The 25,744-nt window shown below is 40.2% G+C and carries 22 protein-coding genes; 13 read left to right on the top strand and 9 right to left on the bottom strand.

Translation table 11 applies throughout. The features are described from left to right. Positions 1–21 precede the first annotated feature (21 nt). The 5 genes from AWW73_RS08210 to phnX all read left to right on the top strand — a co-directional run bounded on the left by AWW73_RS08210 (position 22) and on the right by phnX (position 6,249). Positions 22–1,224, top strand: coding sequence for an ABC transporter ATP-binding protein (locus AWW73_RS08210; protein ID WP_062849367.1), 1,203 nt, complete (start codon positions 22–24; stop codon positions 1,222–1,224). Further along, positions 1,218–2,927 carry a putative 2-aminoethylphosphonate ABC transporter permease subunit gene (locus AWW73_RS08205; RefSeq protein ID WP_062849366.1) on the top strand — a complete coding sequence of 570 codons (1,710 nt, stop codon included), beginning with the start codon at positions 1,218–1,220 and terminating at the stop codon, positions 2,925–2,927. The genes AWW73_RS08210 and AWW73_RS08205 overlap by 7 nt, the downstream gene beginning before the upstream one ends. Positions 2,928–3,028: 101 nt before the next feature. Further along, positions 3,029–4,183 carry a TIGR03364 family FAD-dependent oxidoreductase gene (locus AWW73_RS08200; RefSeq protein ID WP_062849365.1) on the top strand — a complete coding sequence of 385 codons (1,155 nt, stop codon included), beginning with the start codon at positions 3,029–3,031 and terminating at the stop codon, positions 4,181–4,183. Positions 4,184–4,209: 26 nt separating this feature from the next. After that, a complete protein-coding gene (gene phnW, locus AWW73_RS08195; RefSeq protein WP_081409548.1) occupies positions 4,210–5,397 on the top strand; it encodes a 2-aminoethylphosphonate--pyruvate transaminase in 1,188 nt (395 codons plus the stop codon). A 36-nt stretch (positions 5,398–5,433) separates the two neighbouring features. Next, positions 5,434–6,249: a phosphonoacetaldehyde hydrolase gene (phnX, locus tag AWW73_RS08190; RefSeq protein WP_016144908.1), complete on the top strand. Its 816-nt coding sequence runs from the start codon at positions 5,434–5,436 to the stop codon at positions 6,247–6,249. A 206-nt stretch (positions 6,250–6,455) separates the two neighbouring features. Here the strand turns inward: phnX and AWW73_RS08185 are convergent, their stop codons facing one another. Both AWW73_RS08185 and AWW73_RS08180 read right to left on the bottom strand, forming a co-directional pair. Continuing rightward, positions 6,456–7,706, bottom strand: coding sequence for an MFS transporter (locus AWW73_RS08185; protein ID WP_062849363.1), 1,251 nt, complete (start codon positions 7,704–7,706; stop codon positions 6,456–6,458). A gap of 61 nt (positions 7,707–7,767) precedes the next feature. Further along, the gene (locus AWW73_RS08180) at positions 7,768–8,919 is read right to left on the bottom strand and encodes an acyl-CoA dehydrogenase family protein (protein WP_062849362.1); all 1,152 of its coding nucleotides are present in this window, start codon (positions 8,917–8,919) and stop codon (positions 7,768–7,770) included. A 331-nt stretch (positions 8,920–9,250) separates the two neighbouring features. Here AWW73_RS08180 and AWW73_RS08175 point away from each other — a divergent pair, with 331 nt between their 5' ends. Both AWW73_RS08175 and AWW73_RS08170 read left to right on the top strand, forming a co-directional pair. Then, entirely contained in the window at positions 9,251–10,468 is a 1,218-nt protein-coding gene (locus AWW73_RS08175) for a CaiB/BaiF CoA transferase family protein (RefSeq protein WP_062849361.1), read from the top strand. 185 nt (positions 10,469–10,653) lie between these two features. Continuing rightward, positions 10,654–11,499 (top strand): IclR family transcriptional regulator, encoded by an 846-nt coding sequence (locus AWW73_RS08170; protein ID WP_062849360.1) that lies wholly within the window; start codon positions 10,654–10,656, stop codon positions 11,497–11,499. A 65-nt stretch (positions 11,500–11,564) separates the two neighbouring features. Here the strand turns inward: AWW73_RS08170 and AWW73_RS08165 are convergent, their stop codons facing one another. Beyond that, entirely contained in the window at positions 11,565–12,374 is an 810-nt protein-coding gene (locus AWW73_RS08165) for an enoyl-CoA hydratase (RefSeq protein WP_062849359.1), read from the bottom strand. A 229-nt stretch (positions 12,375–12,603) separates the two neighbouring features. Here AWW73_RS08165 and AWW73_RS08160 point away from each other — a divergent pair, with 229 nt between their 5' ends. Then, a complete protein-coding gene (locus tag AWW73_RS08160; RefSeq protein WP_062849358.1) occupies positions 12,604–13,575 on the top strand; it encodes an NAD(P)H-dependent flavin oxidoreductase in 972 nt (323 codons plus the stop codon). A gap of 59 nt (positions 13,576–13,634) precedes the next feature. On the opposite strand, the gene AWW73_RS08155 is transcribed toward AWW73_RS08160, so the two are convergent. The 6 genes from AWW73_RS08155 to AWW73_RS08130 form a co-directional block, all read right to left on the bottom strand. Beyond that, positions 13,635–14,807 carry an MFS transporter gene (locus AWW73_RS08155; RefSeq protein WP_062849357.1) on the bottom strand — a complete coding sequence of 391 codons (1,173 nt, stop codon included), beginning with the start codon at positions 14,805–14,807 and terminating at the stop codon, positions 13,635–13,637. A gap of 63 nt (positions 14,808–14,870) precedes the next feature. Continuing rightward, positions 14,871–15,713 carry an IclR family transcriptional regulator gene (locus AWW73_RS08150; RefSeq protein WP_057106599.1) on the bottom strand — a complete coding sequence of 281 codons (843 nt, stop codon included), beginning with the start codon at positions 15,711–15,713 and terminating at the stop codon, positions 14,871–14,873. A 107-nt stretch (positions 15,714–15,820) separates the two neighbouring features. Next, a complete protein-coding gene (locus AWW73_RS08145) occupies positions 15,821–17,026 on the bottom strand; it encodes a 3-oxoadipyl-CoA thiolase (RefSeq protein ID WP_005069941.1) in 1,206 nt (401 codons plus the stop codon). A gap of 14 nt (positions 17,027–17,040) precedes the next feature. Then, positions 17,041–18,564, bottom strand: coding sequence for a 3-hydroxyacyl-CoA dehydrogenase (locus AWW73_RS08140; RefSeq protein ID WP_062849356.1), 1,524 nt, complete (start codon positions 18,562–18,564; stop codon positions 17,041–17,043). A 61-nt stretch (positions 18,565–18,625) separates the two neighbouring features. Continuing rightward, positions 18,626–19,387 carry an SDR family oxidoreductase gene (locus tag AWW73_RS08135; protein ID WP_062849355.1) on the bottom strand — a complete coding sequence of 254 codons (762 nt, stop codon included), beginning with the start codon at positions 19,385–19,387 and terminating at the stop codon, positions 18,626–18,628. A 30-nt stretch (positions 19,388–19,417) separates the two neighbouring features. Beyond that, complete coding sequence (locus AWW73_RS08130; RefSeq protein ID WP_062849354.1) at positions 19,418–20,206, bottom strand: enoyl-CoA hydratase; 789 nt, start codon at positions 20,204–20,206, stop codon at positions 19,418–19,420. A 311-nt stretch (positions 20,207–20,517) separates the two neighbouring features. On the opposite strand from AWW73_RS08130, the gene AWW73_RS08125 reads away from it, so the two are divergent. Genes AWW73_RS08125 through dcaP form a run of 5 tightly spaced genes read left to right on the top strand, consistent with a single transcriptional unit; the run spans position 20,518 to position 25,736 of the window. Then, positions 20,518–21,672 carry an acyl-CoA dehydrogenase family protein gene (locus AWW73_RS08125; protein WP_004793088.1) on the top strand — a complete coding sequence of 385 codons (1,155 nt, stop codon included), beginning with the start codon at positions 20,518–20,520 and terminating at the stop codon, positions 21,670–21,672. Positions 21,673–21,730: 58 nt separating this feature from the next. Next, positions 21,731–23,014, top strand: a complete 1,284-nt coding sequence (locus AWW73_RS08120; RefSeq protein WP_205630321.1) for an MFS transporter — start codon at positions 21,731–21,733, stop codon at positions 23,012–23,014. Positions 23,015–23,061: 47 nt separating this feature from the next. Next, the gene (locus AWW73_RS08115; RefSeq protein ID WP_062849352.1) at positions 23,062–23,730 is read left to right on the top strand and encodes a 3-oxoacid CoA-transferase subunit A; all 669 of its coding nucleotides are present in this window, start codon (positions 23,062–23,064) and stop codon (positions 23,728–23,730) included. Beyond that, positions 23,730–24,383, top strand: coding sequence for a 3-oxoacid CoA-transferase subunit B (locus tag AWW73_RS08110; RefSeq protein WP_000116037.1), 654 nt, complete (start codon positions 23,730–23,732; stop codon positions 24,381–24,383). The genes AWW73_RS08115 and AWW73_RS08110 overlap by 1 nt, the downstream gene beginning before the upstream one ends. 36 nt (positions 24,384–24,419) lie before the next feature. Then, on the top strand, positions 24,420–25,736 hold the full coding sequence (gene dcaP / locus AWW73_RS08105; protein WP_062849351.1) for an outer membrane trimeric porin-like protein DcaP: 1,317 nt from the start codon (positions 24,420–24,422) through the stop codon (positions 25,734–25,736). Positions 25,737–25,744: the final 8 nt, after the last annotated feature.

Below are 25,744 nucleotides of genomic sequence, written 5' to 3'. Positions count from 1 at the left end.
CTTTTGAATAAGGGCCTCATTATGCAAATACCTTCGTCATTGCAATCATCGCTGCTAGGTCAAAACCCAAAGGGCGAGTTGGCAGGGCATTTATTGTCGACATTAACGACCTATAAATATCCTGAACATGGCCCCTCGGTTTTAGAGGTGGTGGATATTCAAAAAAAGTTCCAACACTTTCAGGCCCTCACGCATATTAATTTAGACCTGAAAGCAGGCGAGTTCGTCAGCTTTTTGGGGCCATCAGGGTGCGGTAAAACCACATTGCTACGCATAATTGCGGGTCTTGAAAAACCTGATTATGGAAAGGTTATAAAAAAGGGAACAGATATAACTTTGCTAAGTGCTGAAAAACGGCACTGTGGCATTGTGTTTCAAAACTATGCGTTATTTCCAAATTTAAATGTCGAAGAGAATATTGCTTTCGGTTTAGACAAAAAAAAGTGGGATAAAGCACAGCGTAGTCAAAGAGTTCAGCAGTTATTAGAGCTGATTGAGTTACCCGATATTGCTAAAAAATATCCCAACCAATTGTCGGGTGGGCAGCAGCAACGTGTTGCGCTTGCTCGAGCAATTGCACCGAATCCGGATATTTTGTTGCTAGATGAACCCTTATCTGCACTTGATGCTCAGGTACGTTTGAATCTAAGACAAAAGATTCGCTCAATTCAATCGCAGCTTAATTTGCCCACCATTATGGTGACGCACGATCAAGAAGAAGCTTTAAGCATTTCTGACCGTGTTGTGGTGATGAATCATGGCGTGATTGAGCAAATCGATACGCCGCACAATATTTATTACAAGCCACAAACCCAATTCGTTGCCAAGTTTATTGGCACCATGAATTTTTTAAAAGCTACTTGTGCAATACAGAATCAGCTCGATGTTTTAGGTTTTATCCCTCTAAATCTAGAACAGCAAAAGCTAAAAACTGGGCAAAACTACAGTATGGGTTTTAGACCCGAAGTAGTCGAGTTGGTAGATGATTTCGGTAGTGATAAAGAATCGCTGTATCTGCCAATTAAAGTATTAAGCACTGAATTTTTAGGTGCAAAACGCCGTTTGTTTTGCGCCATTCATATTGATGGAATTGAGCAGGCAAAACATCTTTTGCAAATTGAAATTGAAAATACCAATTTCAAATCTTTGCAAGAATTTATGTTTATAAAAGTGCCTAATCAGCTCATTCATGTCTTTGACGAACAAGGGTACGCACTATGTTAAATGAAACTGCTTCAGCGGTTTTAAAAACACAGCCGCGTCGAAAAACTGAATATTCATTAAGATCGAACATTGCTTTGTTTGTTGTTGCAATTGCTTTAACTTTAGCGATTATTGCACCTTTAATGATGCTGTTTGAAACCGCATTTTTTGACGAAAATCAAAAGTTTGTCGGTCTTGAGAACTTTTATAATTATTTTGGCAGTCCAGCTTTACTCAGTTCTGTATTTAACTCTGTTTGGATAGCTTGTACTGCTACTGTCATTACAGTGTTTCTTGCCAGTATTTATGCGTTTGCACTGACCAATATCAATATTAAAGGCAAAGGCTTCTTTAAATTGGTGGCTTTTTTACCGATTTTGGCGCCGTCACTTTTGCCTTCGTTGGCATTGGTTTATTTGTTTGGCAAGCAAGGTGTATTCAAGCCTTTATTGGGTGATGTACAGATTTATGGGCCAATCGGTATTTTAATCAGTTATTGCTTTTGGCTATTTCCAGCCATTTTGATGTTAATGATGGTCTCTTTTAGAAGTGTCGATCAGCGTTTAATTGAAGCCTCTTTGTCGCTGGGTAAAAATATCTGGAAGACGCATTATCATGTAACTTTACCTGCAATTCGTTATGGTTTAATCAGTGCAAGTCTGGTGGCTTTTATTTATGTACTAACAGATTTTGGGATTCCAAAAGTCATTGGCGGTTCATTTAACATGATGGCGCTTGATGTCTATAAACAGATTATTGGACAGCACAATATGAGCATGGGCGCGGTCATTTCCATCTTGTTATTGCTACCAGCAGTTTTTGTATTCATTTTCGATCGAATACAAAGCAAGCGCCATGCACGTTTTCAAGCTTTTCAGGCTAAACCTTATGTCTCTGCACAGAATAAAAAACTTGAAGTCGTTCTGAGCTTATTTTGTGGCGTGGTTTCAGGTGCGATTTTACTGATTATCTTTACGGCGGTGCTGGCGTCATTTATCCAGTCTTGGCCTTATGATTTGTCTTTGACCTTGCGACACTACAGTTTTGAATATGTCGATGGTGGTGGTTGGGCTGCTTACTTTAACTCAGTTCGAATGGCACTCTTTAGTACAGTTTTTGGTACAGCACTGATTTTTATGGTAGCCCTATTAACTGAACGTTTTAAGGCACATCCACTTATTAAAAATTATGTACAAGCTTTGGTTCTATTACCTCTTGCGGTGCCGGGGCTGGTTTTAGGTATTGCTTATATTTTGTTTTTTAACCAACAAAGTAATCCTTTAAATGTGCTGTATGGAACCATGACCATTTTGGTGATTTCAACCATCATGCATTACTACACTGTGCCACATCTCACGTTAACCAATGCCATTAAACAGATTCCGCTTCAGCTCGATCAGGCAGCAGAAACGCTAGGTACATCGAAGTGGAAAACCTTTTGGAAAGTGTATTTGCCTATGTGTTTCCCAGCACTATGCGATGTATCGGTCTATGTTTTTGTGAATGCCATGACCACCGTATCGGCTGCGATTTTCCTTTATTCACCAGATACCAGTTTAGCTGCGGTTGCTGTGTTAAATATGGACGATGCAGGAGACACGGTAGCTGCTGTTGCGATGAGTATTTTAATTTTGACGACCTCCTGTGTTGTAAAACTCATTCATTGGTTATTTACCCGAAAAATCATGGCAAGAAGTCAGCAATGGCGTGAAAGCTCTCATTAAGTCTTAGCTAAACACAATTTTTATTTAATCGACTGAAACGAAATGCTTTGTTCAACAAGGCTAGGGTTTGTTCATCCTAAATTTCGCAAATTGGAAGTCTTATGAATAACGTACAATTTGATTTAATTGTTGTCGGAGCCGGTATTTTAGGTTTGTCCGCTGCCATACAAGCGCATGAACAAGGCTTAAAAGTTTGTATCTTCGAGAAAAATGCTCAACCAGTGGGGGCAACTCGCCGTAATTTTGGCATGGTCGGAACATCGACATTAACGCACCCTGAGCAATTGTGGCGAAAGTATGCCCTTGAAACGCGTTCTTTTTATCAGCGTATTCAAGCTGAAACTGATATTTCATTTGCTCAAAGACAAGGTATTTATCTCGCCAATACGGCACTTGAATGGCAGGTTTTAAATGAGTTTGCCGAGCGTGCAGGCAAGTACCAGATTCCGGTTCATTTGCTTAGCCATGAGGAACTTGTCACCCAATTTTCCTATTTAAACCCCGAGCAGCAGTTTCAAGGCGGTTTGGTTTTTGAAGAAGATTATTCGGTCGAACCGCATGTGATTGGACAGCGACTGTTGGCATATGCACAAAGTAAAGGTGTAGAGATTTATACCAATGCTTGTGTAGTACAAACCAAATACCAGCAGGAAAAGTGTCAAGTTCATCTGACAAATGGCGAGATTTATCGGGCAAATAAAGTTTTGATCTGTCACGGTGAAGTGATTGATGTTTTATATCCAGATCTTTTACAAAGCTTGAACCTGAAACGTTGTGGCTTACAAATGGCCCTGACTCAACCATTTCAACAAAAATTAAACGCTTCTCTTTATTCAGGTTTGTCGATTTCGCGCTATCCAGCCTTTGAAATTTGCCCTAGTCATGCAGAGCTGGTTAAAGCGTCACAACGAGGGTTTGTTAAAGAATTTGGGATTCATATTCTGATTAAACAAAACGAATTTGGTGAACTCATCATAGGTGATAGTCACGAATACCATCCGCTTGATGAAGCGCCTCAATTTGAGCAACGCGAAGACATTAATCAATTTATTCAAGCCTACTGCCACGAAAAACTGGGGCTGACCTTACCTCCGATTCAAAAGCGTTGGAATGGTTATTACCTCACCCATGAACATGAGCTGGCCTGTGTCACTGAAGCTGAAAAGAACATTTTTCTGGTGAGTGGGATTGCTGGCAAAGGCATGACCACAGGGGCTGGATTTATGAAAGAAATATTAGAACAAAATATTTACTAGTTTGTCATCTGGTTTAAACCAGATTGGTGTATATTGAAATTAACGTGAACGAAACGAGTAATCTTATGAACATGCAAACACAACTCGATATGGATTTAGAAAACAAATATCTGCTTTTGACACCAGGTCCATTATCAACTTCTGCAACGGTCCGCCGTGCCATGCAAAAAGACTGGTGTACTTGGGACCAAGAATATAATTCGCTTGTACAAGATATCCGCTCTCGACTGGTCAACTTAGCAACCAGTCAACCTGAAAAATATAGGGCTGTGTTAATGCAAGGCAGTGGAAGTTTTGCGGTGGAGTCTGTGCTTGGTTCTGCTATTCCACGTGATGGCAAAATCTTGATCATTAATAATGGCGCTTATGGTGCACGTATGGTGCAAATGGCGCGTTGCTTAAATATTGAAGTGATAGAGCTGAACTATTTAGAAACTCAAACACCAGATTTACAAGAGATTGAGCGCGTTTTACAAGATAAAACCATTAGCCATGTTGCTTGTGTGCACTGTGAAACCACCACGGGAATTCTAAACCCGATTCAAGACATTGGCCGTTTAGTTAAATCGGCAGGGAAAATCTGGATTGTAGATGCGATGAGTTCATTTGGCGGTGTGCCAATGGATATCGCGGAGCTTGAAATTGATTTTCTGATTTCAAGTGCGAATAAGTGTATTCAAGGTGTGCCGGGTTTTGGTTTTATTTTGGCGAAACGTGATTGCCTAGAAGCGTGTAAAGGTTTGGCACGTTCGGTCAGCCTCGATTTATATGACCAGTGGAATACCATGGAACAACATAACGGTAAATGGCGCTTTACCTCGCCAACCCATGTAGTACGTGCATTTTATCAAGCATTACTTGAACTAGAGGCAGAGGGCGGAGTAGCTGCACGTTATCAACGATATTTACAAAACCAGCAAACATTATCGCAAGGTATGCAACAGCTTGGTTTTGAATTGGTATTAGGCAATCAAGCACCTCAATCACCAATTATCACGACATTCCTTTACCCGACAGATGAAACATTTAGCTTTCAGACCTTTTACCAAACTTTGAAAAAATCAGGCTATGTGATTTATCCGGGCAAAGTCACCGATCTTAACTGTTTCCGTATTGGCAATATTGGCGAAGTTTATGTTCATGACATTGAAGGGCTTCTTGCTGCAATTGCGAGTTACTGCGAAAGCCACTTAAACCAAGTTGTACCAGCATAATTTTTATTAAATCATTAGCATTGAAGGTAATACATTATGAAGACGAACAATACACAAATTCAGGCTGTTGTTTTTGACTGGGCTGGAACAACTGTAGATTTTGGCTCACGCGCACCCATCTTGGCTTTTATGGCTTTATTTAAAGACAACAAAGTTGAAATTACGGTTGAAGAAGCTCGTGCACCAATGGGTTTGGAAAAACGTGACCATATTGCTGCCGTTTTAAAAATGCCGCGCGTAGCAGCAGCATGGCAGGAGGTATATGGGCAGCCTGCAACAGAGGCAGATATTGACCGTTTATATAAAGACTTTATTCCTTACCAATTAAAATCGATTCCCACATGTTCTGCTTTAATTCCGGGTGCATTGGCGACTTTTGAAAATATTAAAGGTCGCGGTGCAAAAATTGGCAGTAACACAGGCTATGCATCAATGATGATTGGGCGATTGGTTAAAGATGCTGCCGATCAGGGCTATCGACCGGACTGTATTGTTACTGCCAGTGACGTGAAATTTGGTCGTCCGTATCCTGAAATGTTATGGAAAAACTTAATTCAACTTGATGTATCAGACATCAAAACTGTTGTAAAAGTGGATGATACCGTGGTGGGTATTGATGAAGGTTTAAATGCGGGATGCTGGACCGTAGGACTTGCGATTAGCGGCAATGAGGTCGGTTTAAGTTATGAAGAGTGGAGTGCATTATCGGCTGATGAACAGATTGTGTTAAAAGATAAGGCCTATCGAAAAATGAATGCGTCAGGTGCTCACTATGTGATTGATAGTGTCGCAGACTTGCCAAATGTTTTAGATGATATTGAACGCCGGTTAGGACAGGGTGAACGACCTTAAATATAGTTTAGATCAATATATTTTTAAGCTTAGCTCCCTTGGGAGCTAAGCTTACCTAAAAAATTAAAATGAAGAGTAATAAACTCCACATATTTGAAAAGAAGGAGCAACCTTGCGGATTAAACTCCTATTTTTCTCTAACTATCTAAACATATGCTCCAATAGTTAGTTCCATCACCACATATAGATATATGTAATGAATCTCTTTACGACTTTTGTGGGTCGTATATTTTTTCTTTAATGAATAGAGCAGGGATCACACCACAAATCAGGTAAGCTGCACCCATCACGACAAAACCTAAACCAATAGATCCGCCGGATGCTAAGAAGCCGATAGTTGCAGGAGCTAATGCAGCGCCTAAACGTCCAACATTATACGCGCCGCCAATGGCTGTACCGCGAATAGCTGTCGCAAAGCTTTCAGTCATATAGGTTGCATTTACGCCATAAGGGATGCCATAGAGGAAGCCGAAGGTGATGAGTAAATAGAGAATATTGCTTGGCGAGTTATAAAAAACAATCAGGGGTAAGAAAATAGCAGTACCGATTGCACCGAATGCGTAGGTAAAGCGACGTCCTAATTTATCAGCCATCATGCCTGCAAGGACTTTACCTAAAATCATGGCGGTATATGTACCTACCATATAAGCTGTCATTTCCTTGAACTTCATACCCAGTTCACTTTCTAGATATGAGGGCATCCAGTTATTTACGCCATAGTAGCCAAACTGTAAGAAGCCCGCGGTTAATGCCCACAAGATAAACATATTACGGTTTCGTTTATCTTGGAAAATAAGCTTAAATGCTGAAGTTTTCGGAGCGTTTTGCGCCAAAACAGGTTGTTGTAGTCGAGACTTTTGCCATGCTTCTGGTTCGGGTACCAGAATATGCATGAGAACAGCAATAACAACAGGAATAATGGCAACATAAAACAGCATACGCCAGCCATGATCAGGAATAATCCAGCCAGCAAGTAAAGTCGCAACAATATATCCAACAGTCCAGCCAGCTTGTAAGGTTCCAAGGACTGTTGTACGGTAACGTGTTGGGACATATTCGGCCATGAGGGTATTACAGGCGATATAGAGTGAACCCAAACCCAGTGACGCAAAAAATCTTAAAATACCAAATTGAAGAAAGCTTTGAGTAAAACCTAAGCCACAGGTGAGAAGTGAGAAAATTAAAATAGAAATAACCACAATGCGCACACGCCCAAATTTATCGCATGCCCATCCCCCAAAAATGCCACCAACAGCCATACCTGCTAATGTAAAACTGCCAAGCATACCTGCTTGTACCGAACTTAATCCAAAATCTGCCTTAATACTATTTAAGCTATAAGACAGCAGCATCAAATCTGCACCATCTACCAATAGGGCCAGAAAGGCAAAAATGAATGCTATTTTCCACGTATGAGGCTGTATACGAGAAAGACCTTCTTTGTAATTTGTAGCCATAATCCATTACCTACATTTGATTGAAAGCACTTCAAGTCGTTTTAAAGTGCTTAAAATTTGATTAAGACGCAGCGCGAATCATGTTTCGGGCAATAATCACTTGTTGAATTTGAGTGGTCCCTTCATAGAGGCGGAACAAACGAACATCTCGATAAAAACGTTCAATGGCATATTCACTGATGTAACCTGCACCGCCGTGAATTTGTACGCAGCGATCGGCGACACGACCACACATTTCGGTCGCAAACATTTTTGCGCATGAAGCTTCAGTGCTAACGTTATGTCCGGCATCGCGTAGGCGCGCAGCGTCTAAGACCATACATTTAGCAGCGTAAATTTCGGCTTTTGAGTCAGCAAGCATGGCTTGAATGAGTTGAAATTCGGCAATAGGTTGTCCAAACTGCTTGCGTTCGATGGCGTAATTTAAAGAGTCGTCTAGCATTCTGGTGGCTGCGCCGACACTTAAAGCAGCAATATGCAAACGGCCTTTATCGAGTACTTTCATGGCGGTTTTAAAACCGACACCTTCCACACCACCAATGAGTGCAGAAGCAGGTACACGGCAATTTTCAAAAATCACATCACAAGTATGGGCGCCTTTTTGCCCCATTTTTTTATCGCGTTTACCAAGAGAAATGCCTGAGGTTTGACTGTCGACAATAAACGCAGAAATACCACCAGCACCTTTAATATCAGAATTTGTACGTGCCATGACTGTAAATACGCCAGCATGGGGCGCATTGGTAATAAAGCGTTTAGTGCCGTTTAACACATAAAAATCGCCATCTTTTACTGCATTGGTTTTTAAAGAAGCTGCATCCGAGCCTGCATCCGGTTCGGTTAAGCAAAAAGAACTGATCACTTCACCGCGAGCTAAGCGTGGCAAGAAAAATGATTTTTGTGCTTCGGTCCCGTCAATAATCAGGCCACTTGAACCAATGCCATTATTGGTTCCAATCAGAGAGCGAAAAGCAGGAGAGGTACGACCTAATTCAAAAGCGACATAGACCTCTTCTTCCATTGTTAGGCCAAGCCCTTCGTACTCTTCAGGAATGGTTAAACCAAATAATCCAAGAGCTTTCATTTGTTCAACGATGTCTTGAGGAATTTCATCCGTTTCAGCGACTTCATTCTCATGAGGAATTAATACACCTTCAACAAATTGTCGAATCATATCAACAAGTTGATCTAAGGTTTCCTGATCTCGAATCATAGTCTTGTCCTTTTACTACATGCAAAAAACATCAATGTGATGTTCGTAAAATCACCAATATTTGAAGCGATAGTAATCAAAGGATGAACGTAAAACAATATATTTTGAAAATTAATTTCGCAATGCGATACTGTGTTATTGTTATATGTTTGGCTAATTTATTGATTTATTTAAGCTATATTTTCTTATAAAAAATCATTATTTTTAGTGGAAAATTAAAGTTTGATTTTTAAAATGAGCTGTGTATATTAAAAATATATATCGCTATGCGAAATTTTAAATGGATAAATTTTCCAATAGGAAATGAGTCACAAAATATAGTGGGATGAAGATGGGTGCTTTAAATGGAATTCGGGTGCTTGACTTAAGTCGGGTATTGGCTGGACCTTGGTGTGGGCAGATTCTTGCAGACTTGGGTGCAGAAGTAATCAAAATTGAAAGACCGAAAGTAGGTGATGATACTCGTTCTTGGGGGCCACCTTGGATGAAAAATGACTCAGGCCAAGACACTCAAGAAGCTGCGTATTATCAGTCTACCAACCGCAATAAGTTATCGGTTGCTATCGATATTGCCAGTTCTGATGGACAAGAGCTAATTAAAGCCCTCATTCAAGACACCGATGTCGTGATTGAAAACTACAAAGCGGGTTCTTTGAAAAAGTATGGTTTGGACTATGAGTCTTTATCTGCCATTAACCCTAAACTGGTGTATTGCTCGATTACAGGCTTTGGTCAAACTGGCCCAAGAGCAGAAGAACCCGGTTATGACTTTATTATTCAAGGCATGGGCGGCCTCATGTCAGTCACGGGTGAACGTGACGATTTGCCGGGTGGTGGTCCACAAAAAGTAGGGGTCGCATTTTCCGATTTAGCCACAGGTCTTTATTCTACGATTGCCATACAGGCTGCTTTACTTAATCGCCATATAACGGGTTTAGGCCAATACATTGATATGGCTTTGCTTGATGTTCAAATTGCCACAATGGCAAATCAGGGAATGAATTATTTGTCATCGGGTAATATCCCGAAGCGTTATGGTAATGCACACGCCAATATTGTGCCTTATCAAGTGTTCAAAGCTGCTGATCGTGATTTTATTATTGCATGTGGAAATGACACTCAGTTTATTCAGCTTTGTAGAAGTATTGGGTTACCCGATTTACCAAATGATGCACGTTTTGCCCGAAATGCAGACCGAATTAAACACCGTGAGGAAATTATCGGGATTTTATCAAAACACTTTTTAACTAAAACGGCAGATGAATGGGTAGATGCAATCTACGCTGCTAAAGTTCCAGTTGGTGTGATTAATAACTTGGAACAAGCTTTTCAAGAGCCGCAAGTGATAGCACGAGAAATGCTGGTCGAAATGAATCATCCTCAACGTGAAAAATTGAAGGTCATTGGGTCACCAATCAAACTCTCTAGAACACCTGTTGAGTACAAAACAGCACCGCCGCTATTAGGAGAACATACTCAGGCGGTTTTAGGTCGAGTAGTTTCTGCAGAAAAACTAGCTGAGCTTAAAGAAAAGGGCGTAATTGGATAAGTGGCTTAAAGCGGAAGGTTAAAATTATATTTAAAAACAGAAAATAAAATATTTAACCTTTTGCTTTAACGAGTTAAATGAAATTATGTTTTAGAGGCAGACTAGGATGTTTGCTCTTTTGCTATTTATAGAAAAAATAGATTATAATTTTCGCAGTGCGAAACAAAATATGGATTGGTATGACAATGAATGATGCAGTAGATGCAGAGCAAACAGAAAAATTATTAGCGCCGTTAAGGCATGAATTATTACATCCGATTGAAGACATGCAGGATGAAAATGATCGCCAATTTATTACTGCATTAGCACGTGGTTTAGAACTATTACGTTGTTTTACACCTAAGCATCAGCATTTGGGCAACCAAGAGCTTGCTCAGATGACAGGTTTGCCAAAACCAACCATTACTCGCCTTACACATACCTTGTCGCGTTTGGGTTATATCAAACAAGTACCAAACTCAAGCAAATTCCAGCTTTCAGTGGGTGTTCTTGCATTTGGTTATTCCATGCTATCTAACGTGTCGATTCGCTCTATTGCTCATCCATATATGAAAAATTTGGCAGACTATGCTGGCGCTGCTGTTGCCATGGCAACACGCGATCGACTGAATATGATTTATCTTGATGTGGTACAAGGTAAAGGCAATATGACCATGCGCCGCCAAGTTGGAACCTATTTACCGATTCATTTAAGTTCGATGGGGCGTGCATGTTTAGCAGCTATGCCTGAAGATGAAAGAGAGTTTCTGCTAGATGCCATTCGTAGCAAACATAAAGAAGACTGGATCAAAATTAACCGTGATCTAGACAAAGCTTTTAAAGACTATCAAGATTTTGGATATTGTTTTTCGATCGGTGAATGGCATAAAGATGTCAATTCAGTTGCTGTTCCACTCGTTCATGAACAACATGGTTTACTGGTATTTAACTGTGGCGGTCCAAGTTTTATTATGAACCGTGAAAAGCTTGAAGAAGATATTGCACCACGTCTTTTACACATGGTGAATAATATTCGCACTGAGATTAGCTAAACCTATCTGATTTATTTATAAAAGCCAGCAATAATTTCCAAGGCTGGCTTTTTAGTACGCGAACTTTAAGCTGTTTGCTTGTGAAAGTTCGGTTTTCTTTTTTCTTTGAAAGCATTTAATGCTTCTTTAAACTCGGAACCTTGCAAACAATGTGAGAAAATAGTCGACTCATGATCAATACGATTGAGTAGATCATCAATTGGCATATCTCTTAGTAATTTTTTACTCAGTTGTAAGGCTTGGCTTGGTTTGTGAGCCAGTTTAATTGCCACTTCTTCAACTACTTGATCCAGCTCAGTTGCCTCAAATATTTCATTTATTAGACCATAATTTTTTGCTTGGTCTGCCGAAAATTTTTCACCCAGTAAAATAATTTCAGAAGCATGAGCAAAGCCTAATAATCTTGGCAAGATGTAACTTGAACCGGCTTCAGGTACAAGTCCTAAGTTCACAAAGGGAAACTGAAAAATAGAGTTTTGGCTTGCATACACAAGGTCACAGTGTAGAAGCATGGTACTACCAATACCAATTGCCACACCATTTACTTTGGCAATAATCGGTTTTGGAAACGTTGCTAAGCTTTTTAAGAAGACAATGGAAGCAGGTGGTTCGGAACTGGTTGTATCGCGTGTTTCGAATGCGTTGACATCATTGCCACTGGTAAATACAGCTCCCTCACCAGTCAGTATAACCACGTGAACGTCTTGGTTAGTTGCAGCCTCATCTAATGCCTGACTTAGAGTCGCATACATTTCATAGTTAATTGCATTCTTTTTAGTTGGATTACTCATGGTGAGCGTTAGTATATTTCTATCAAAAAATTCATGAATTGTGCCTGTTTTAAGCTCGTTTTGAGTTCTATTGTCCTGCTGCATTATTCATTCCTTTAAATAACTTTCCGTTTAAAATTTAAACCTATTAAAATGATGCTATCGAAAAATAATTCCGTTATCAATTATTTTGTTTTATATTGTGGTATAAAATTTTGTATTGTGAAATTTAACCTTAAATCACTTTAAATGAAGACAGGATTTATGCGTAAATAAGCATCTAGCTCTGCTAAGGAAGTGAGAAGCTAGCTATAAAACATTGAGTGGAAATAATATGAAGACCAAAATTACAGAATTATTTGAAATCGAGCACCCAATTATTCAAGGCGGTATGCATTATGTGGGTTTTGCAGAGCTGGCAGCTGCGGTTTCAAACGCGGGCGGTTTAGGCATTATCACTGGCCTGACTCAGCGTACGCCTGAAAATTTGGCAAAAGAAATTGCACGTTGCCGAGAAATGACCGATAAGCCTTTCGGGGTAAATTTAACTTTTTTGCCTACCGTGAATACTCCTGATTATCCGGGTTTTGTAGAAGCAATTATTAAAGGTGGCGTAAAGATTGTGGAAACAGCGGGGCGTAATCCCGAACAGGTCATGCCTTATTTAAAGGCTGCTGGTATTAAAGTAATTCACAAATGTACTTCGGTTCGACATAGCTTAAAAGCTCAGCAAATTGGGTGCGATGCAGTTTCTGTAGATGGTTTCGAGTGTGGTGGGCATCCTGGTGAAGATGACGTGCCAAATATGATTTTATTGCCTTTAGCTGCTGATGCATTAGAAATCCCGTTTGTTGCCTCAGGTGGAATGGCAGATGGACGCTCACTCGCCGCTGCTTTAGCGATGGGAGCCGATGGAATTAATATGGGAACGCGTTTTATTGCGACTCAGGAAGCTCCTGTACATGCAAATGTGAAACAGGCGATTTTAAATGCAACCGAGCGAGATACACGTTTAATTATGCGTGCTTTGCGAAATACTGAACGTGTTATGAATAATGCTGCTGTAGAAAAAATCGTGGCAAAAGAAAAAGCACTCGGCGATAACATTAAATTTGAAGATATTATTGAAGAAGTTGCTGGTGTTTATCCAAAAGTCATGATTGATGGTGATGTTAATGCAGGTGCATGGTCATGCGGTTTGGTCGCAAGCTTGATTCATGATATTCCGACATGCGATGAATTGGTTAGTCGAATTGTCAAAGATGCAGAAGATATTATTCGCGGACGCTTATTAGGACTTTTATAGATTTATCCTAGCTTCTATAACTCATTATTAGTCTAATTTATATAAGATCAGCACAAGTTTTAATAGTGCTGATTTTTTGCATCACTCACACAATAATAAAGACATAAAACGGCAAAAATTAAGCCTAAAATACAGACACCCATCCATCCGTAGTGTTTCCAAGCATAGCTTCCCGCTGTTGTGCCTAATGCGCCGCCAGCAAAGTAACCTGTCATATAAACCGCATTAAACCGTGAGCGTAATTCTTGATTAAGTTTAAATACGATACTTTGGTTGGTGACATGAACAGCAGAAAGTGAAGCGTAGAGAATGAGTAAGGCAATAATATAAAAGGCGAAATGGTAGGGTAAAAGTGAAAAAAGAATCCAACTTACAATAAGCCCGACGCCACAATAAATTGAAATTTTGTGGATATAGCCTTGGTCAATAAATTTGCCTGAGAAATTGGCAACGAACGTTCCTAACACGCCAACAAAACTGAAAAGCCCAATGGTAAAATCGCTAAAAAAATAGGGCGCTGGAGCTAAAAGCAACGACATGGTGGTAAAGGTTAAACTCACACAAGCAAATGTAAAACCACCAATATAAGTTCTAGTCCTTAAACGTCGATTTTGAATAAAAATCTGCGGAAGTGAGCGGATGGTTTTTGCATAGTTTTCAGATTTAGTCGGTGGGAATAATCCGATATTACGGTGCAAAATAAAGGCAATAATAAGTAATAGAAAACCACTGACCAGATAAATAATGTTCCATGCAAAAAGCGTAGACATCAGCCCTGAAAGGGAACGGGCGAGTAAAACACCCATCATTAGTCCGCTCAGTAAAAAACCAACCACACGACCGCTTTGTTGAATCGGAACCAGACTTGCAGCAAGAGGTAATAACAGTTGGGCTGAACTTGAAAATAGGCCAGTAATGACAGTACCAAGCAGTAAAAGATAGATGTTGTGCGAAAAACCGCTAATAATTAATCCACTTGAAGCCAATAACATAAAGATAAATAGCAGCTTGCGCTTTTCTATTATATCGCCCAACGGCATTAAAAAGAGTAAGCCACATGCGTAGGTGATTTGGGCTAGAGTTGGCACCCACGCTGTAGTTGTTTCGGTTAAATTTAGGCTTACACTAATTGAGTGAATAAGTGGCTGACTAAAATAATTTCCGCCTGTACAAATGCCTGCGGCAATCGCCATTAAAATAATGGTTGGGGTATAGAGTGCGTTTTTCATCATGCCTTAGTCATAATGAAAGAGGAACTTTAACCATCACAACCATTACTTTTCTAAGTACGGTTGTCAGTGCGTTTCATTCAAAGCATCTTGAATATTGTGCACCATATGGATTAAACGTGGTCCAATTTCACCTTCAAGTTTTTCGGGATTTAAATGAAAACTTGGCGCACCACAGTTAAAAACATAAAGACCATGTTTGGAGCTGACTAAAGGTACAGCCACCGAGTTCACTTCTTTATGCCACTCGCCTAAAGACAAACAATATCCATAATCTTGGTAATCACGGAAAGCTCGCTCTAAAGAACGTTTTATAGCTGGCCAGTTTTCGGGATTCTTTTGTTTCAACGCATCGAGTAGAAAGTTGCGTTCACGTTCAGGGGTGGCAGCTAAGCATGCTCGGCCCATTGAACTACTATGAATTGGCAAAGTAGAACCAATTGGACGACGCATATTTAATGCAGTTTCAATTTGCACAACATCGATATACACCATATTCAAACGGTCACGCGTTGCCATCGCTACAGGTGCTTGAACATACTGACTCATCTCTTCCATATATTGATGAGCAATACTGCGAATCGAAATGTTAGATAATGCTGCGTATCCTAAAGATAAGACACCAATATCTAGTGTGTATTTGGTCGAGTTAGGCAATTGTTTTAAATAACCTAATGACACAAGGGTATTGGTAATACGTGCAATGGTCGGTTTAGGTAAACCTGTCATTTTTGCTAATTCTTGGTTACCAAGCACCTGATTATTTGCAGAAAAGCATCTTAAAAGTTCTAAACCGCGTGCTAAAGAAGCAATAAATTGTGGGTTATTTTCCCGATGTATATGCGAAATAGGATCTAAACGTATCTCATCAAAATTTATTGGTTTTTCAGTTTCCGTGTTTTGAGACATTCGATCCTCAAATATAATTAAAGCAATAGTTTTGCCATTATATTTCGCTCTGCAAAATAAATCCATTCATCACTGCGCTGTTGTGATGAATGGATATCTGGTGCAGTTTATGAAACGTTTTCAATCACCATTGCAAGACCTTGACCTACACCAATACATAGGCTCACCACGGCATATTTCTTTTTACGACGAATTAGCTCGCGTGCTACTGTTAAGCTAAGACGAGCGCCAGATGCACCAAGTGGATGACCAACTGCAATCGCACCACCGTTTGGGTTTACACGTGGGTCATTAAAATCAACATTTAAGCCTTTTAAACAAGATAAAACCTGTGATGCAAAGGCTTCATTAATTTCAATAATATCCATGTCATCTAAAGTAAGACCAGCACGCGCAACTGCTTTTTTAATAGCTTCGATCGGGCCAGCACCCATAATGCGCGGTTCAATACCCGCAGCCGCGGCTGATAAAATTTTTGCCATTGGTTTTAAGCCATATTTTTGTCCTGCTGCTTCTGAACCAATCAAGAGGGCTGCTGCACCGTCATTAATCCCTGAGGCATTACCCGCAGTGACCACACCACCTTCAAATAGAGGTTTTAACTTTGTGAGTGCTTCAACAGTTGAGCTTGGGCGAGGGTGTTCATCTTCTGAAACGAGTTTAGGCGGCAATTTTTTGCCTTGAAAAACCTCAATTGGAGTAATTTCATCGGCAAAGAAACCTTCTTCTTTGGCTTTTTGATATTTGGCTTGTGATTGGGCTGCAAATAAGTCAGCTTGCTCGCGGCTAATACCAAAGTCGGCTGCGACGTTATCACCAGTTTCAGGCATTGAATGTCCGCCGTACTGAGCAATAATTTTTTTATTTGGAAAACGAGATCCAATGGTGGTGTCATAAATTTTTGCATCACGGCTATAAGCACTTTCGGCTTTACCCATTACAAAAGGTGCGCGAGACATACTTTCTACACCACCTGCGATATAGAGCTCACCTTCACCACAAGTAATAGCGCGTGCTGAATCAATTACTGCACCTAAACCACTCGCACATAGGCGGTTTACCGTCTGGCCCGGTACAGTGACAGGTAAACCTGCAAGTAACAGGGCATTTCTCGCTACATTACGACTATCTTCACCCGCTTGGTTGGTGTCGCCTAAAATCACATCTTCAATATCTGCGCCCGGTACACCAGTTTTTTCAAGCAACTTTTGAATGACAGTTGCAGCTAAATCATCAGGACGAATTGAGGCAAGTTCACCTGCATGACGACCAAATGGACTACGTAAACCATCATAAATATATGCATTTAACATTGAGAAATTCCTTTTCAAGACTCGTAAGTAAAAGTAAGAGGTAAATGAAGTGCGACTCGACGCTGTAACCATGGGCTAGGGCGATAGCGCGGGTCATGCGTAAGTGCTGTTATACGGTTCAGAATGAGTAAGATTTTTTCGCTGCCGACTTGATCGCCCCATTCAATTGGGCCAAATGGATAACCTAAGCCAAGACGTACTGCAGCATTAATGTCATCTACCGTGGCAACATTTTGCTGGGCAATATCACAGCCTAGATTAATCACCATCGCTAAAACACGCTGAGCAACAAAGCCAATACTTTCATTAATCATGCTGACCAGATTTCCATCTAAATTGAAAATAGAGTGAGCGGCTTGTCGGTATTCAGATTTTGTAATAAGTGAAGGCATCAAGGTGCGGTGCTTTGCAATGCCATAAAGCATGTCGATAGCAACAGCTTGTTCTGGGTTAATCCCTAGGCGGATCGCCGCTTGGGTTGTGTCTTCACCGTAGCAAGCGAGTAAACATAAACTATCTGTTTGGGGTTCGGGGTCGATGTCTAGAGCAATATTTTGCTGAGTTAAATAATCTTCGAGCTGTTTTTTATCGTCTAAGAAATCTGCCGCAATCCAAACTTTTGGATATTGCGCTAAACGCTCTACAAACTTGGCAGGTTGTTCACCTGTTTTTGAACCAGTTTCATAGTTATAAAAACCTTGATTAACCTTACGTCCGAGTTGCTTGGCGTCTAGCATTTGCTTGGTCAGCGGGTTTGGTTTGTAGCGGGCTTCTTCATAATACTGATGATAAATCGACTCCATCACAGGATGAGAAACATCAAGACCTGTTAAATCGAGTAATTCAAAAGGACCCATTCTAAAACCAACGCCGTCACGTAAAATTCGGTCAATTTCGCTGATATCACAGACGTTTTCGTTTAAAATTTTGAGCGCTTCTGTTCCATAAGCTCGGCCAGCGTGATTAATAATAAATCCAGGGGTGTCCTTCGCAACAACAGGACGATGACCAAATGCACGAGACAGATCGTTTAAGGCATCAATAATAAGTGGGTCGGTTTTTAAACCACGAATGACTTCGACCACTTTCATAAGTGGAACTGGATTAAAAAAGTGATAACCCACAACACGTTCAGGTTTTTTGCAGTTTGCCGCAATGGCTGTAATAGAAAGAGAAGAGGTGTTTGAGGCTAAAATGGTGTTTTCTGAAACAATGTCTTCAAGCTGTTGCATCAAACTTTGTTTGATATCGAGGCGTTCAACAATTGCTTCTACAATCAGGTCGCAATTTTTTAAATCGTCAATTTGCTGAGCAACAATTAAATGGTTATTTGCCGCTGCTGCTTGCTCAGATGTAATTTTATTTTTATCGACTAACTTTTGAAATGTGGCAGCTAGTTTTTCTTTAGCCTGTTCTGCTGCGCCTGCTTTGGCATCATATAAATAAGTGGTATGACCTGACTGTGCAGCAATTTGAGCAATGCCACTGCCCATAATACCGACACCAATCACAGCCATGCTTTTAATATCATAAGTCATGTCGATCATCCTGATAATTAATCTATATTTGAAATTAAACGGAAAAATAGGGCTTGGTGATTTAGCTTAAGCATTGTTTATCACCATCAATTGGTAAGATTTGACCTGAAATAGAGCGTCCGCTATCTGAAGCTATAAATAGGCATAAATCTGCAATATGCTTTGGATTTACAAAATATTTGAGCGACTGATTTTTCAGTGCGTTTTGAGTCACTTCTTCAAGTGAGGTATGGGCTACATCAGCACGGGCTTGTAATACACGTTGAACTCGATCACCATCTACCGCACCCGGAAGAATAGCGTTAACTCGAATATTGTCTGCACCGAGTTCCATAGAAAGCGTTTTGGTAAAACCAATCAGCCCCCATTTTGAAGTGGAATAAGCCAATCGGTATGGATAACCTAAGCGGCCAGCAATAGACGACATATTAATAATCACGCCTGCCTGCGCTTTCTTTAAATAGGGAATGGTTAACTGGGTAATTAAAAAAGTGCTATTCAGGTTTAAATTAATCACCGTGTTCCAATCATCAAAACTTAGTTCATCTGCGGCAACAGTTGGGCCGGAGATACCGGTGTTATTGACTAAAATATCAATACCACCAAGTTTCTGAATTGCTTGATTAAACATGAGTTTAATTTGCTCATGATCAGCCAAATCACACGTATGTACATGCAGCTTAGGATAATCTTGTTGAAATTGTTCTAGGCTTTTAGCACTAATATCACAAACGAAAACTTCATCATGATTGTTTAAAAAAACTTCAGCAATGCATCGTCCAATCCCTGAACCACCTGCACTAATTAATACTTTTCTACTCATTTTCATTCCTTTATTTTTTATCGTTTTAAATTATTTACCTTGATAAGACGGTTTACGTTTTTCAATAAAAGCTTGAACGCCTTCATTTTTATCTTCGGTAGAAAACAGTAACTGGAATGATTTTCGTTCTAGAGTTAAGCCTGCATTTAATGGCACGTCTTCGCTCATGAGTGCAACTTCTTTAATTTGTTGCAGGGCAATAGGAGGCATTTTTGCGAGGCTTTGTGCCATTTGAATCGCAGTTGGAATGGTTTGGTCGTCTTCTGTGACTTGTGAAACAAGACCGATGATATAAGCTTCTTCGGCTTTCACCATAGCACCCGTCATAATCATGCGCATGGCATGAAATTTACCAACCGCACGGAATAAACGTTGTGTTCCACCAGCACCTGGCATTAAACCGACTTTAATTTCCGGTTGACCAAAGGTTGCGCCTTTACCTGCAATAATAATATCAGCGTGCATTGCAAGTTCGCAGCCACCCCCTAATGCATAACCATTTACAGCAGCAATCACGGGTTTAGGGCACTGAGCAATCGCATTCCAATAACGTTCGGTATGACGCAATAACATTTCTGTTGAGGTAGCAGTTGCCATTTCTTTTAAATCTGCACCTGCGGCAAAGACTTCTTCGCCACCTGTGAGCACAACTGCATTGATCTCATCGTTAAAACTTAATTCGGTAAAAGCTTGTGCTAATTGTTTGCGAACCTCTGTATTCAGTGCATTTTTTGCTTCAGGTCGGTTAATTTTTACAATCGCTATTTTTTGAATAGAAAAGTCGACTTCTACGAAATTATTCCCTGTTAATATACTCATTTTTGAATTCCTTGTTTCGCATATCAAAACTATATTCCTTTTATGATGCTTATTTTGGAATTTATTTCAAGTCTTATTTAGTCCATTAAAGCAATTAGGATTTATTAAATAAGCTAAGTATTTGATATTTCGTAATGGTGTATTTTTAAATTTCGTTTAACGAAATTAATTTTCAAAAAAGCTTGAAATTTGTATTTTCGTTCTCGTACTATGAAACACATCCGCAGTAAACAAGATTTAAAACATGGTATCCAGACAAGCTGGAGATGGCTGATGGATACGATGGAAATACATAAAAAGGGAGATCACAGATGATCCGTGATGAAGGGATGTTGGAGCAGTTACTTTCAACAATTCGAGATTTTGTAAAAAATGAATTGATCCCTCGTGAAAACGAAGTGGTAGAAAAAGACAAAATTCCGGATGACATTGTGCAGCAAATGCGTGAGCTAGGTTTGTTCGGTCTCACAATTCCCGAAGAATATGGTGGCCTAGGCATTACCATGGAAGAGGAAGTCAGAGTTGCATTTGAACTTGGACAAACTTCACCGGCTTTTCGTTCTTTAATTGGTACCAATAACGGGATTGGCTCAAGTGCAATTTTGATTGATGGCACAGAAGAGCAAAAGCAAAAATATTTACCTCGTTACGCAAGTGGCGAAATTATTGGTTCATTTTGTTTAACCGAGCCTGAATCTGGTTCTGATGCGGCTTCTTTAAAAACTAGTGCCGTAAAAGATGGCGATTTTTATGTATTAAACGGTACCAAACGTTTTATTACCAATGCACCTCACGCTGCAACTTTCACCGTAATGGCGCGAACCAATCCTGAAATTAAAGGGTCAGGCGGTATTTCAGCTTTTTTAGTTGAGGCCAATACCCCAGGTATTACATTGGGAAAAATTGACCAAAAAATGGGACAAAAAGGCTCACACACCTGTGATGTAATTTTTGATAACTGCCGTGTACCTGCTTCTGCATTGATTGGTGGGGTAGAAGGTGTCGGTTTTAAAACGGCCATGAAAGTACTTGATAAAGGTCGCTTGCACATTGGTGCCTATAGTGTGGGTGTTGCTGAGCGCATGTTAAACGATGCATTGCACTATGCGATTGAACGTAAGCAATTTGGTCAACCTATTGCAAACTTCCAGCTGATTCAAGCCATGCTTGCTGACTCAAAAGCCGAGATTTATGCGGCTAAATGTATGGTCCTAGATGCAGCCCGCCGCCGTGATAATGGCGAAAACATTAGTACGGAAGCATCTTGCGCAAAAATGTTTGCGACCGAAATGTGTGGCCGCGTTGCCGACCGCTGTGTACAGATTCACGGTGGAGCAGGCTATATAAGTGAATATGCCATTGAACGTTTTTATCGCGATGTCCGTTTGTTCCGTCTCTATGAAGGAACCACACAAGTTCAACAAATTATTATTGCCAAAAATATGATTAGGGAAGCTACAGCCTAATAAAAAATCAAATGCCATGAGGCATGGGATGCCTCATGTTCCTTCTGAGGATATGGATATGACAACAGAAACAGTTATACAAAATACGGCTAGCAGTGAAGCTATCCAGACACCAAAAAAAATTTGGATTACCGCATTTATATTCGCTTTTTTAACATTGTTGTGTGATGGGGCAGACTTAGGGTTTTTGGCATTAAGCCTGACCAGTCTTAAAACAGAATTTCATTTGACGGGGGTACAAGCTGGAACACTAGGTAGCTTAACGCTTTTTGGATCGGCTATAGGTGGTCTGATTGGTGGTTGGGCGTGTGACCGTTTTGGGCGAGTTCGCATCATTGTATTCTTTATTGCTTATTCTTCAGTTTTAACTAGTGCACTGGGTTTTGCTGATTCTTATATGCAATTTGCAGTTTTAAGAACTTTTGGAGCGATGGGCTTAGGTGCGCTCTATATTGCTTGTAATATTTTAATGTCTGAAATGGTGCCAACCAAACATCGCTCAACTGTTCTGGCTACGCTCATGACAGGTTATACGTTGGGTTCTTTGCTGGCGACTTTATTAGCAGGACATATTATTCCTGAACATGGCTGGCGTTTCCTGTATTGGATTGCGATTACTCCTGTAGTGTTGTCAATTTTGATGCACTTTTGTGTACCTGAACCAGAGTCTTGGAAAAAATCTCGTCAATTAAAAGCGTTAGAAGTCGCTCAAAGTAACCAGCCTAAAAAACGTCAAAATCCATATCTTGAAATTCTAAGAGACAAGAAGCATGGCACCATGTTTGTTCTCTGGATTATTAGTACTGGTGCATTGCAGTTCGGTTATTACGGTGTAAGTAACTGGTTACCGGCTTATTTAGAGTCTGATCTTGGCATCAAGTTTAAAGAAATGGCCATGTATATGGTCGGTACTTTCCTGATTATGATGTTCGCCAAAGTGATTGCAGGAATTATTGCCGATAAATTAGGACGCCGTGCTGTATTCGCCTTCGGAACCATTGGGACTGCCTTATTTATCCCAGTTATTGTTTATTTAAATACACCAACCAACATTTTATGGATGATGCTGTTCTTCGGTTTCCTTTACGGTATTCCATACGCAATTAATGCCACTTACATGACGGAGAGCTTCCCAACTTCTATTCGTGGTTCGGCAGTGGGTGGTGCTTATAACATTGGCAAAGTACTTTCAATCTTCTCTCCATTAACAATTGGTTATCTATCACAACATGGTTCTATTGGCTTAGGGCTTTTAGTAATGGCTGCAGCTTATTTTATCTGCGGGGTAATTCCATTGTTATTTATTAAAGACCGACTATTTAACCCGCAAAAGGCAGAGTGACAGATCAATCTGTCACCTTAAATTAAGGATGAAAAGGGACAAGTGAGATGATAAATAAAATCACCAGTGACATTGAACCAATTTTAACAGCGATTCCTGATGGAGCAACCATCATGACAGGCGGGTTCGGTGTGACGGGGCAACCTGCTGAATTAATTGAAGCCTTAATTGATTTAGGAAAAAAAGAACTCACCATTGTAAATAACAATGCGGCTTCTGGTGATCGTGGTTTAACTAAGCTCATTATTGCGGGTTGTGTTAAAAAAATGATTTGTTCATTTCCGAAATCTGCCGGATCAACCGTTTTTCAAGACTTATATCGTGCGGGAAAAATTGAGTTAGAACTGGTTCCACAAGGTAATTTGGCATGTCGGATTCAGGCAGCGGGGGCTGGTTTAGGTGCTATTTTTACTCCGACTGGCTATGGCACCAAAGTCGCCGAGGGTAAAGAAACACGAATTATTAACGGTAAAAATTATGTACTTGAATATCCACTTGAAGCTGACTTTGCATTGATTTATGCCGATAAAGCCGACCGTTGGGGCAATTTAACTTACCGCAAAGCAGCCCGCAATTTTGGGCCAATTATGGCAAAAGCCTCTAAGACCACAATTGTTCAAGTGAATGATACCGTAGAGCTAGGAACGCTTGACCCAGAGTGCATTATTACACCGGGAATTTTTGTTCAGCACGTTGTAAAAGTAGGAGATATCTAATGTCAGTTCAAAAGCGTTCTCGTGAAGATATTGCCAAACTCATTGCTAATGACATTCCGGAAGGTTCTTATGTCAATTTAGGCATTGGCTTACCGACCAACGTTGCTAAATTTTTGCCAAAAGACAAAGAAATCTTTTTACATTCGGAAAATGGTGTCTTGGCTTTTGGTCCACCACCACAACCGGGTGAGGAAGATGAAGACTTAGTGAATGCCGGAAAAGAACTTGTCACTTTATTAGATGGTGGATGCTTTATGCATCATGGTGACTCGTTTGACATTATGCGTGGCGGTCATTTGGACATTTGTGTGATTGGGGCATTCCAAGTTGCGGTAAATGGAGACTTAGCAAACTGGCATACCGGTAAAGCAGATGATGTACCCGCAGTTGGCGGTGCTATGGATTTGGCAGTCGGCGCTAAAACAATTTATGTCTATATGGAACATGTCACCAAAAAAGGTGAGCCCAAAATTGTAAAAGAACTGAGCTATCCAATAACGGGTGAGCAGTGTGTAAACCGTATTTATACCGATTTATGCATTATTGAACTCAAAGACCAAAAAGCTTACGTCAAGGAAATGGTAGACGGCTTAACTTTTGATGAATTACAGGCAGTCACTGACTGTGAACTAATCGATGCACGTGTAGCCTAAATACACACGGAAAAACACTTCTTTAAGGATTAAAAGATGAAAAAATTAATTTTAGCTGCAGCTTGTGCTGCGGCTTCAGGGACTATTTTTGCAAATTCTTCAGATACCACAGAACAAAGAATTAATTTGCTAGAAACCGAGCTGCAAAAATTAAAAGCAGAACTTGCTGCTCAGAAACAAACTCAAAATAATTTACAGGTCAAACAGGTAAAGATTGAAGAGAACATTGAAAAAACTAAAGCGACTGTAACAGAGAAGCCTGTTGCTCCTTCGTGGGTCACTTGGACGGATAACGTTAAGGTTTACGGTATTGCCCGTATTGATGCAGCGGTCGATTTTAAATCATCACCAGACTCGGGCGGTAGAACGACCAGCAGTCTTTACCGAACACCTTTTGAAAGTGAAAAACGTTCAAATCATGCACGTTCCGATGCCATGATTAATGCAAGCCGATTAGGTGTTTATTTTAATAGTCCTAATAAAGCTGTGACTGGAAATATTGAAGCCGATTTCTTTGATAGCTCTAACATGGGAACGGGGGATGGTAAATTCCGTATTCGCCATGCATTTTTTACCTATAAAGACTGGACCTTTGGTCAAACATGGTCACTCATGTCTAACATGGAAACTCGTACCGAAGCTGTCGATTACACGCAATTTGTAGGAACCTCTTATACACGGACCCCTCAAATTCGCTATGACTGGAAAATTGATGCCAATAATGATTTAAAAGTAGCCTTGGAATATACAGGTTCGAGAGTCTCGGCATTTCCAACTTTAACGGGTCGCTATACCTTTAAACAAGGCCCTTTAACGGCGCTTGCTCAAGGCTTTATTAATGAAAAATCTACGGATGTCGCAACTGCCACGGTGAAGAAAGTAAGCTGGGGCGCTGGTGGCGGCTTAAAATATCAATTAACACCTCAGCAGTCGGTACAAGCAAATTATCAATATATTGTCGGTGACCAAAAATTTATGCCGTATACCACGCAAAGTGGGTTGACAAATTCGACAAGTTTAAATGCCGCGGGTGATTTTTCTTTAAACGAAGACAAAACAGATCTGGTGATGAATAAGTTGAATAGCATCAATATTGGTTATTCATATAAATTTAATGAGCAATGGCGTGCAAACTTATCGGCTTCAATGTTTGATTATGATGATGACACGGCTTATGCCAAACTCAACCCAGATGCTAATAAACGCTTAACTGACTATGCCGCGAACGTCTTTTATTCACCGATTGAGCAAATGGATATTGGTATGGAATATCACCAAGGCAAACGAGAAGTATTTGATGGCAGAACTGCTGATGTATCACGCGTAAACTTTGTATCGATGTATAAATTCTAAAATGGGGC

This window comes from Acinetobacter lactucae (assembly GCF_001605885.1).
In the GTDB taxonomy this organism is placed as follows: domain Bacteria; phylum Pseudomonadota; class Gammaproteobacteria; order Pseudomonadales; family Moraxellaceae; genus Acinetobacter; species Acinetobacter lactucae.
This window is presented reverse-complemented; position numbering and strand designations above follow the sequence as displayed.

Bases quoted from the DNA above. Each gene is read 5' to 3' on its own strand.
- dcaP (WP_062849351.1), top strand. From the start codon at position 24,420: ATGAAAAAATTAATTTTAGCTGCAGCTTGTGCTGCGGCTTCAGGGACT.
- AWW73_RS08160 (WP_062849358.1), top strand. From the start codon at position 12,604: ATGAAGACCAAAATTACAGAATTATTTGAAATCGAGCACCCAATTATT.
- AWW73_RS08200 (WP_062849365.1), top strand. From the start codon at position 3,029: ATGAATAACGTACAATTTGATTTAATTGTTGTCGGAGCCGGTATTTTA.
- AWW73_RS08115 (WP_062849352.1), top strand. From the start codon at position 23,062: ATGATAAATAAAATCACCAGTGACATTGAACCAATTTTAACAGCGATT.
- AWW73_RS08135 (WP_062849355.1), bottom strand. From the start codon at position 19,387: ATGAGTAGAAAAGTATTAATTAGTGCAGGTGGTTCAGGGATTGGACGA.
- AWW73_RS08185 (WP_062849363.1), bottom strand. From the start codon at position 7,706: ATGGCTACAAATTACAAAGAAGGTCTTTCTCGTATACAGCCTCATACG.
- AWW73_RS08145 (WP_005069941.1), bottom strand. From the start codon at position 17,026: ATGTTAAATGCATATATTTATGATGGTTTACGTAGTCCATTTGGTCGT.
- AWW73_RS08150 (WP_057106599.1), bottom strand. From the start codon at position 15,713: ATGTCTCAAAACACGGAAACTGAAAAACCAATAAATTTTGATGAGATA.
- AWW73_RS08165 (WP_062849359.1), bottom strand. From the start codon at position 12,374: ATGCAGCAGGACAATAGAACTCAAAACGAGCTTAAAACAGGCACAATT.
- AWW73_RS08180 (WP_062849362.1), bottom strand. From the start codon at position 8,919: ATGATTCGAGATCAGGAAACCTTAGATCAACTTGTTGATATGATTCGA.
- AWW73_RS08140 (WP_062849356.1), bottom strand. From the start codon at position 18,564: ATGACTTATGATATTAAAAGCATGGCTGTGATTGGTGTCGGTATTATG.
- AWW73_RS08110 (WP_000116037.1), top strand. From the start codon at position 23,730: ATGTCAGTTCAAAAGCGTTCTCGTGAAGATATTGCCAAACTCATTGCT.
- AWW73_RS08205 (WP_062849366.1), top strand. From the start codon at position 1,218: ATGTTAAATGAAACTGCTTCAGCGGTTTTAAAAACACAGCCGCGTCGA.
- AWW73_RS08170 (WP_062849360.1), top strand. From the start codon at position 10,654: ATGAATGATGCAGTAGATGCAGAGCAAACAGAAAAATTATTAGCGCCG.
- phnX (WP_016144908.1), top strand. From the start codon at position 5,434: ATGAAGACGAACAATACACAAATTCAGGCTGTTGTTTTTGACTGGGCT.
- AWW73_RS08155 (WP_062849357.1), bottom strand. From the start codon at position 14,807: ATGATGAAAAACGCACTCTATACCCCAACCATTATTTTAATGGCGATT.
- AWW73_RS08210 (WP_062849367.1), top strand. From the start codon at position 22: ATGCAAATACCTTCGTCATTGCAATCATCGCTGCTAGGTCAAAACCCA.
- AWW73_RS08120 (WP_205630321.1), top strand. From the start codon at position 21,731: ATGACAACAGAAACAGTTATACAAAATACGGCTAGCAGTGAAGCTATC.
- AWW73_RS08130 (WP_062849354.1), bottom strand. From the start codon at position 20,206: ATGAGTATATTAACAGGGAATAATTTCGTAGAAGTCGACTTTTCTATT.
- AWW73_RS08175 (WP_062849361.1), top strand. From the start codon at position 9,251: ATGGGTGCTTTAAATGGAATTCGGGTGCTTGACTTAAGTCGGGTATTG.
- AWW73_RS08125 (WP_004793088.1), top strand. From the start codon at position 20,518: ATGATCCGTGATGAAGGGATGTTGGAGCAGTTACTTTCAACAATTCGA.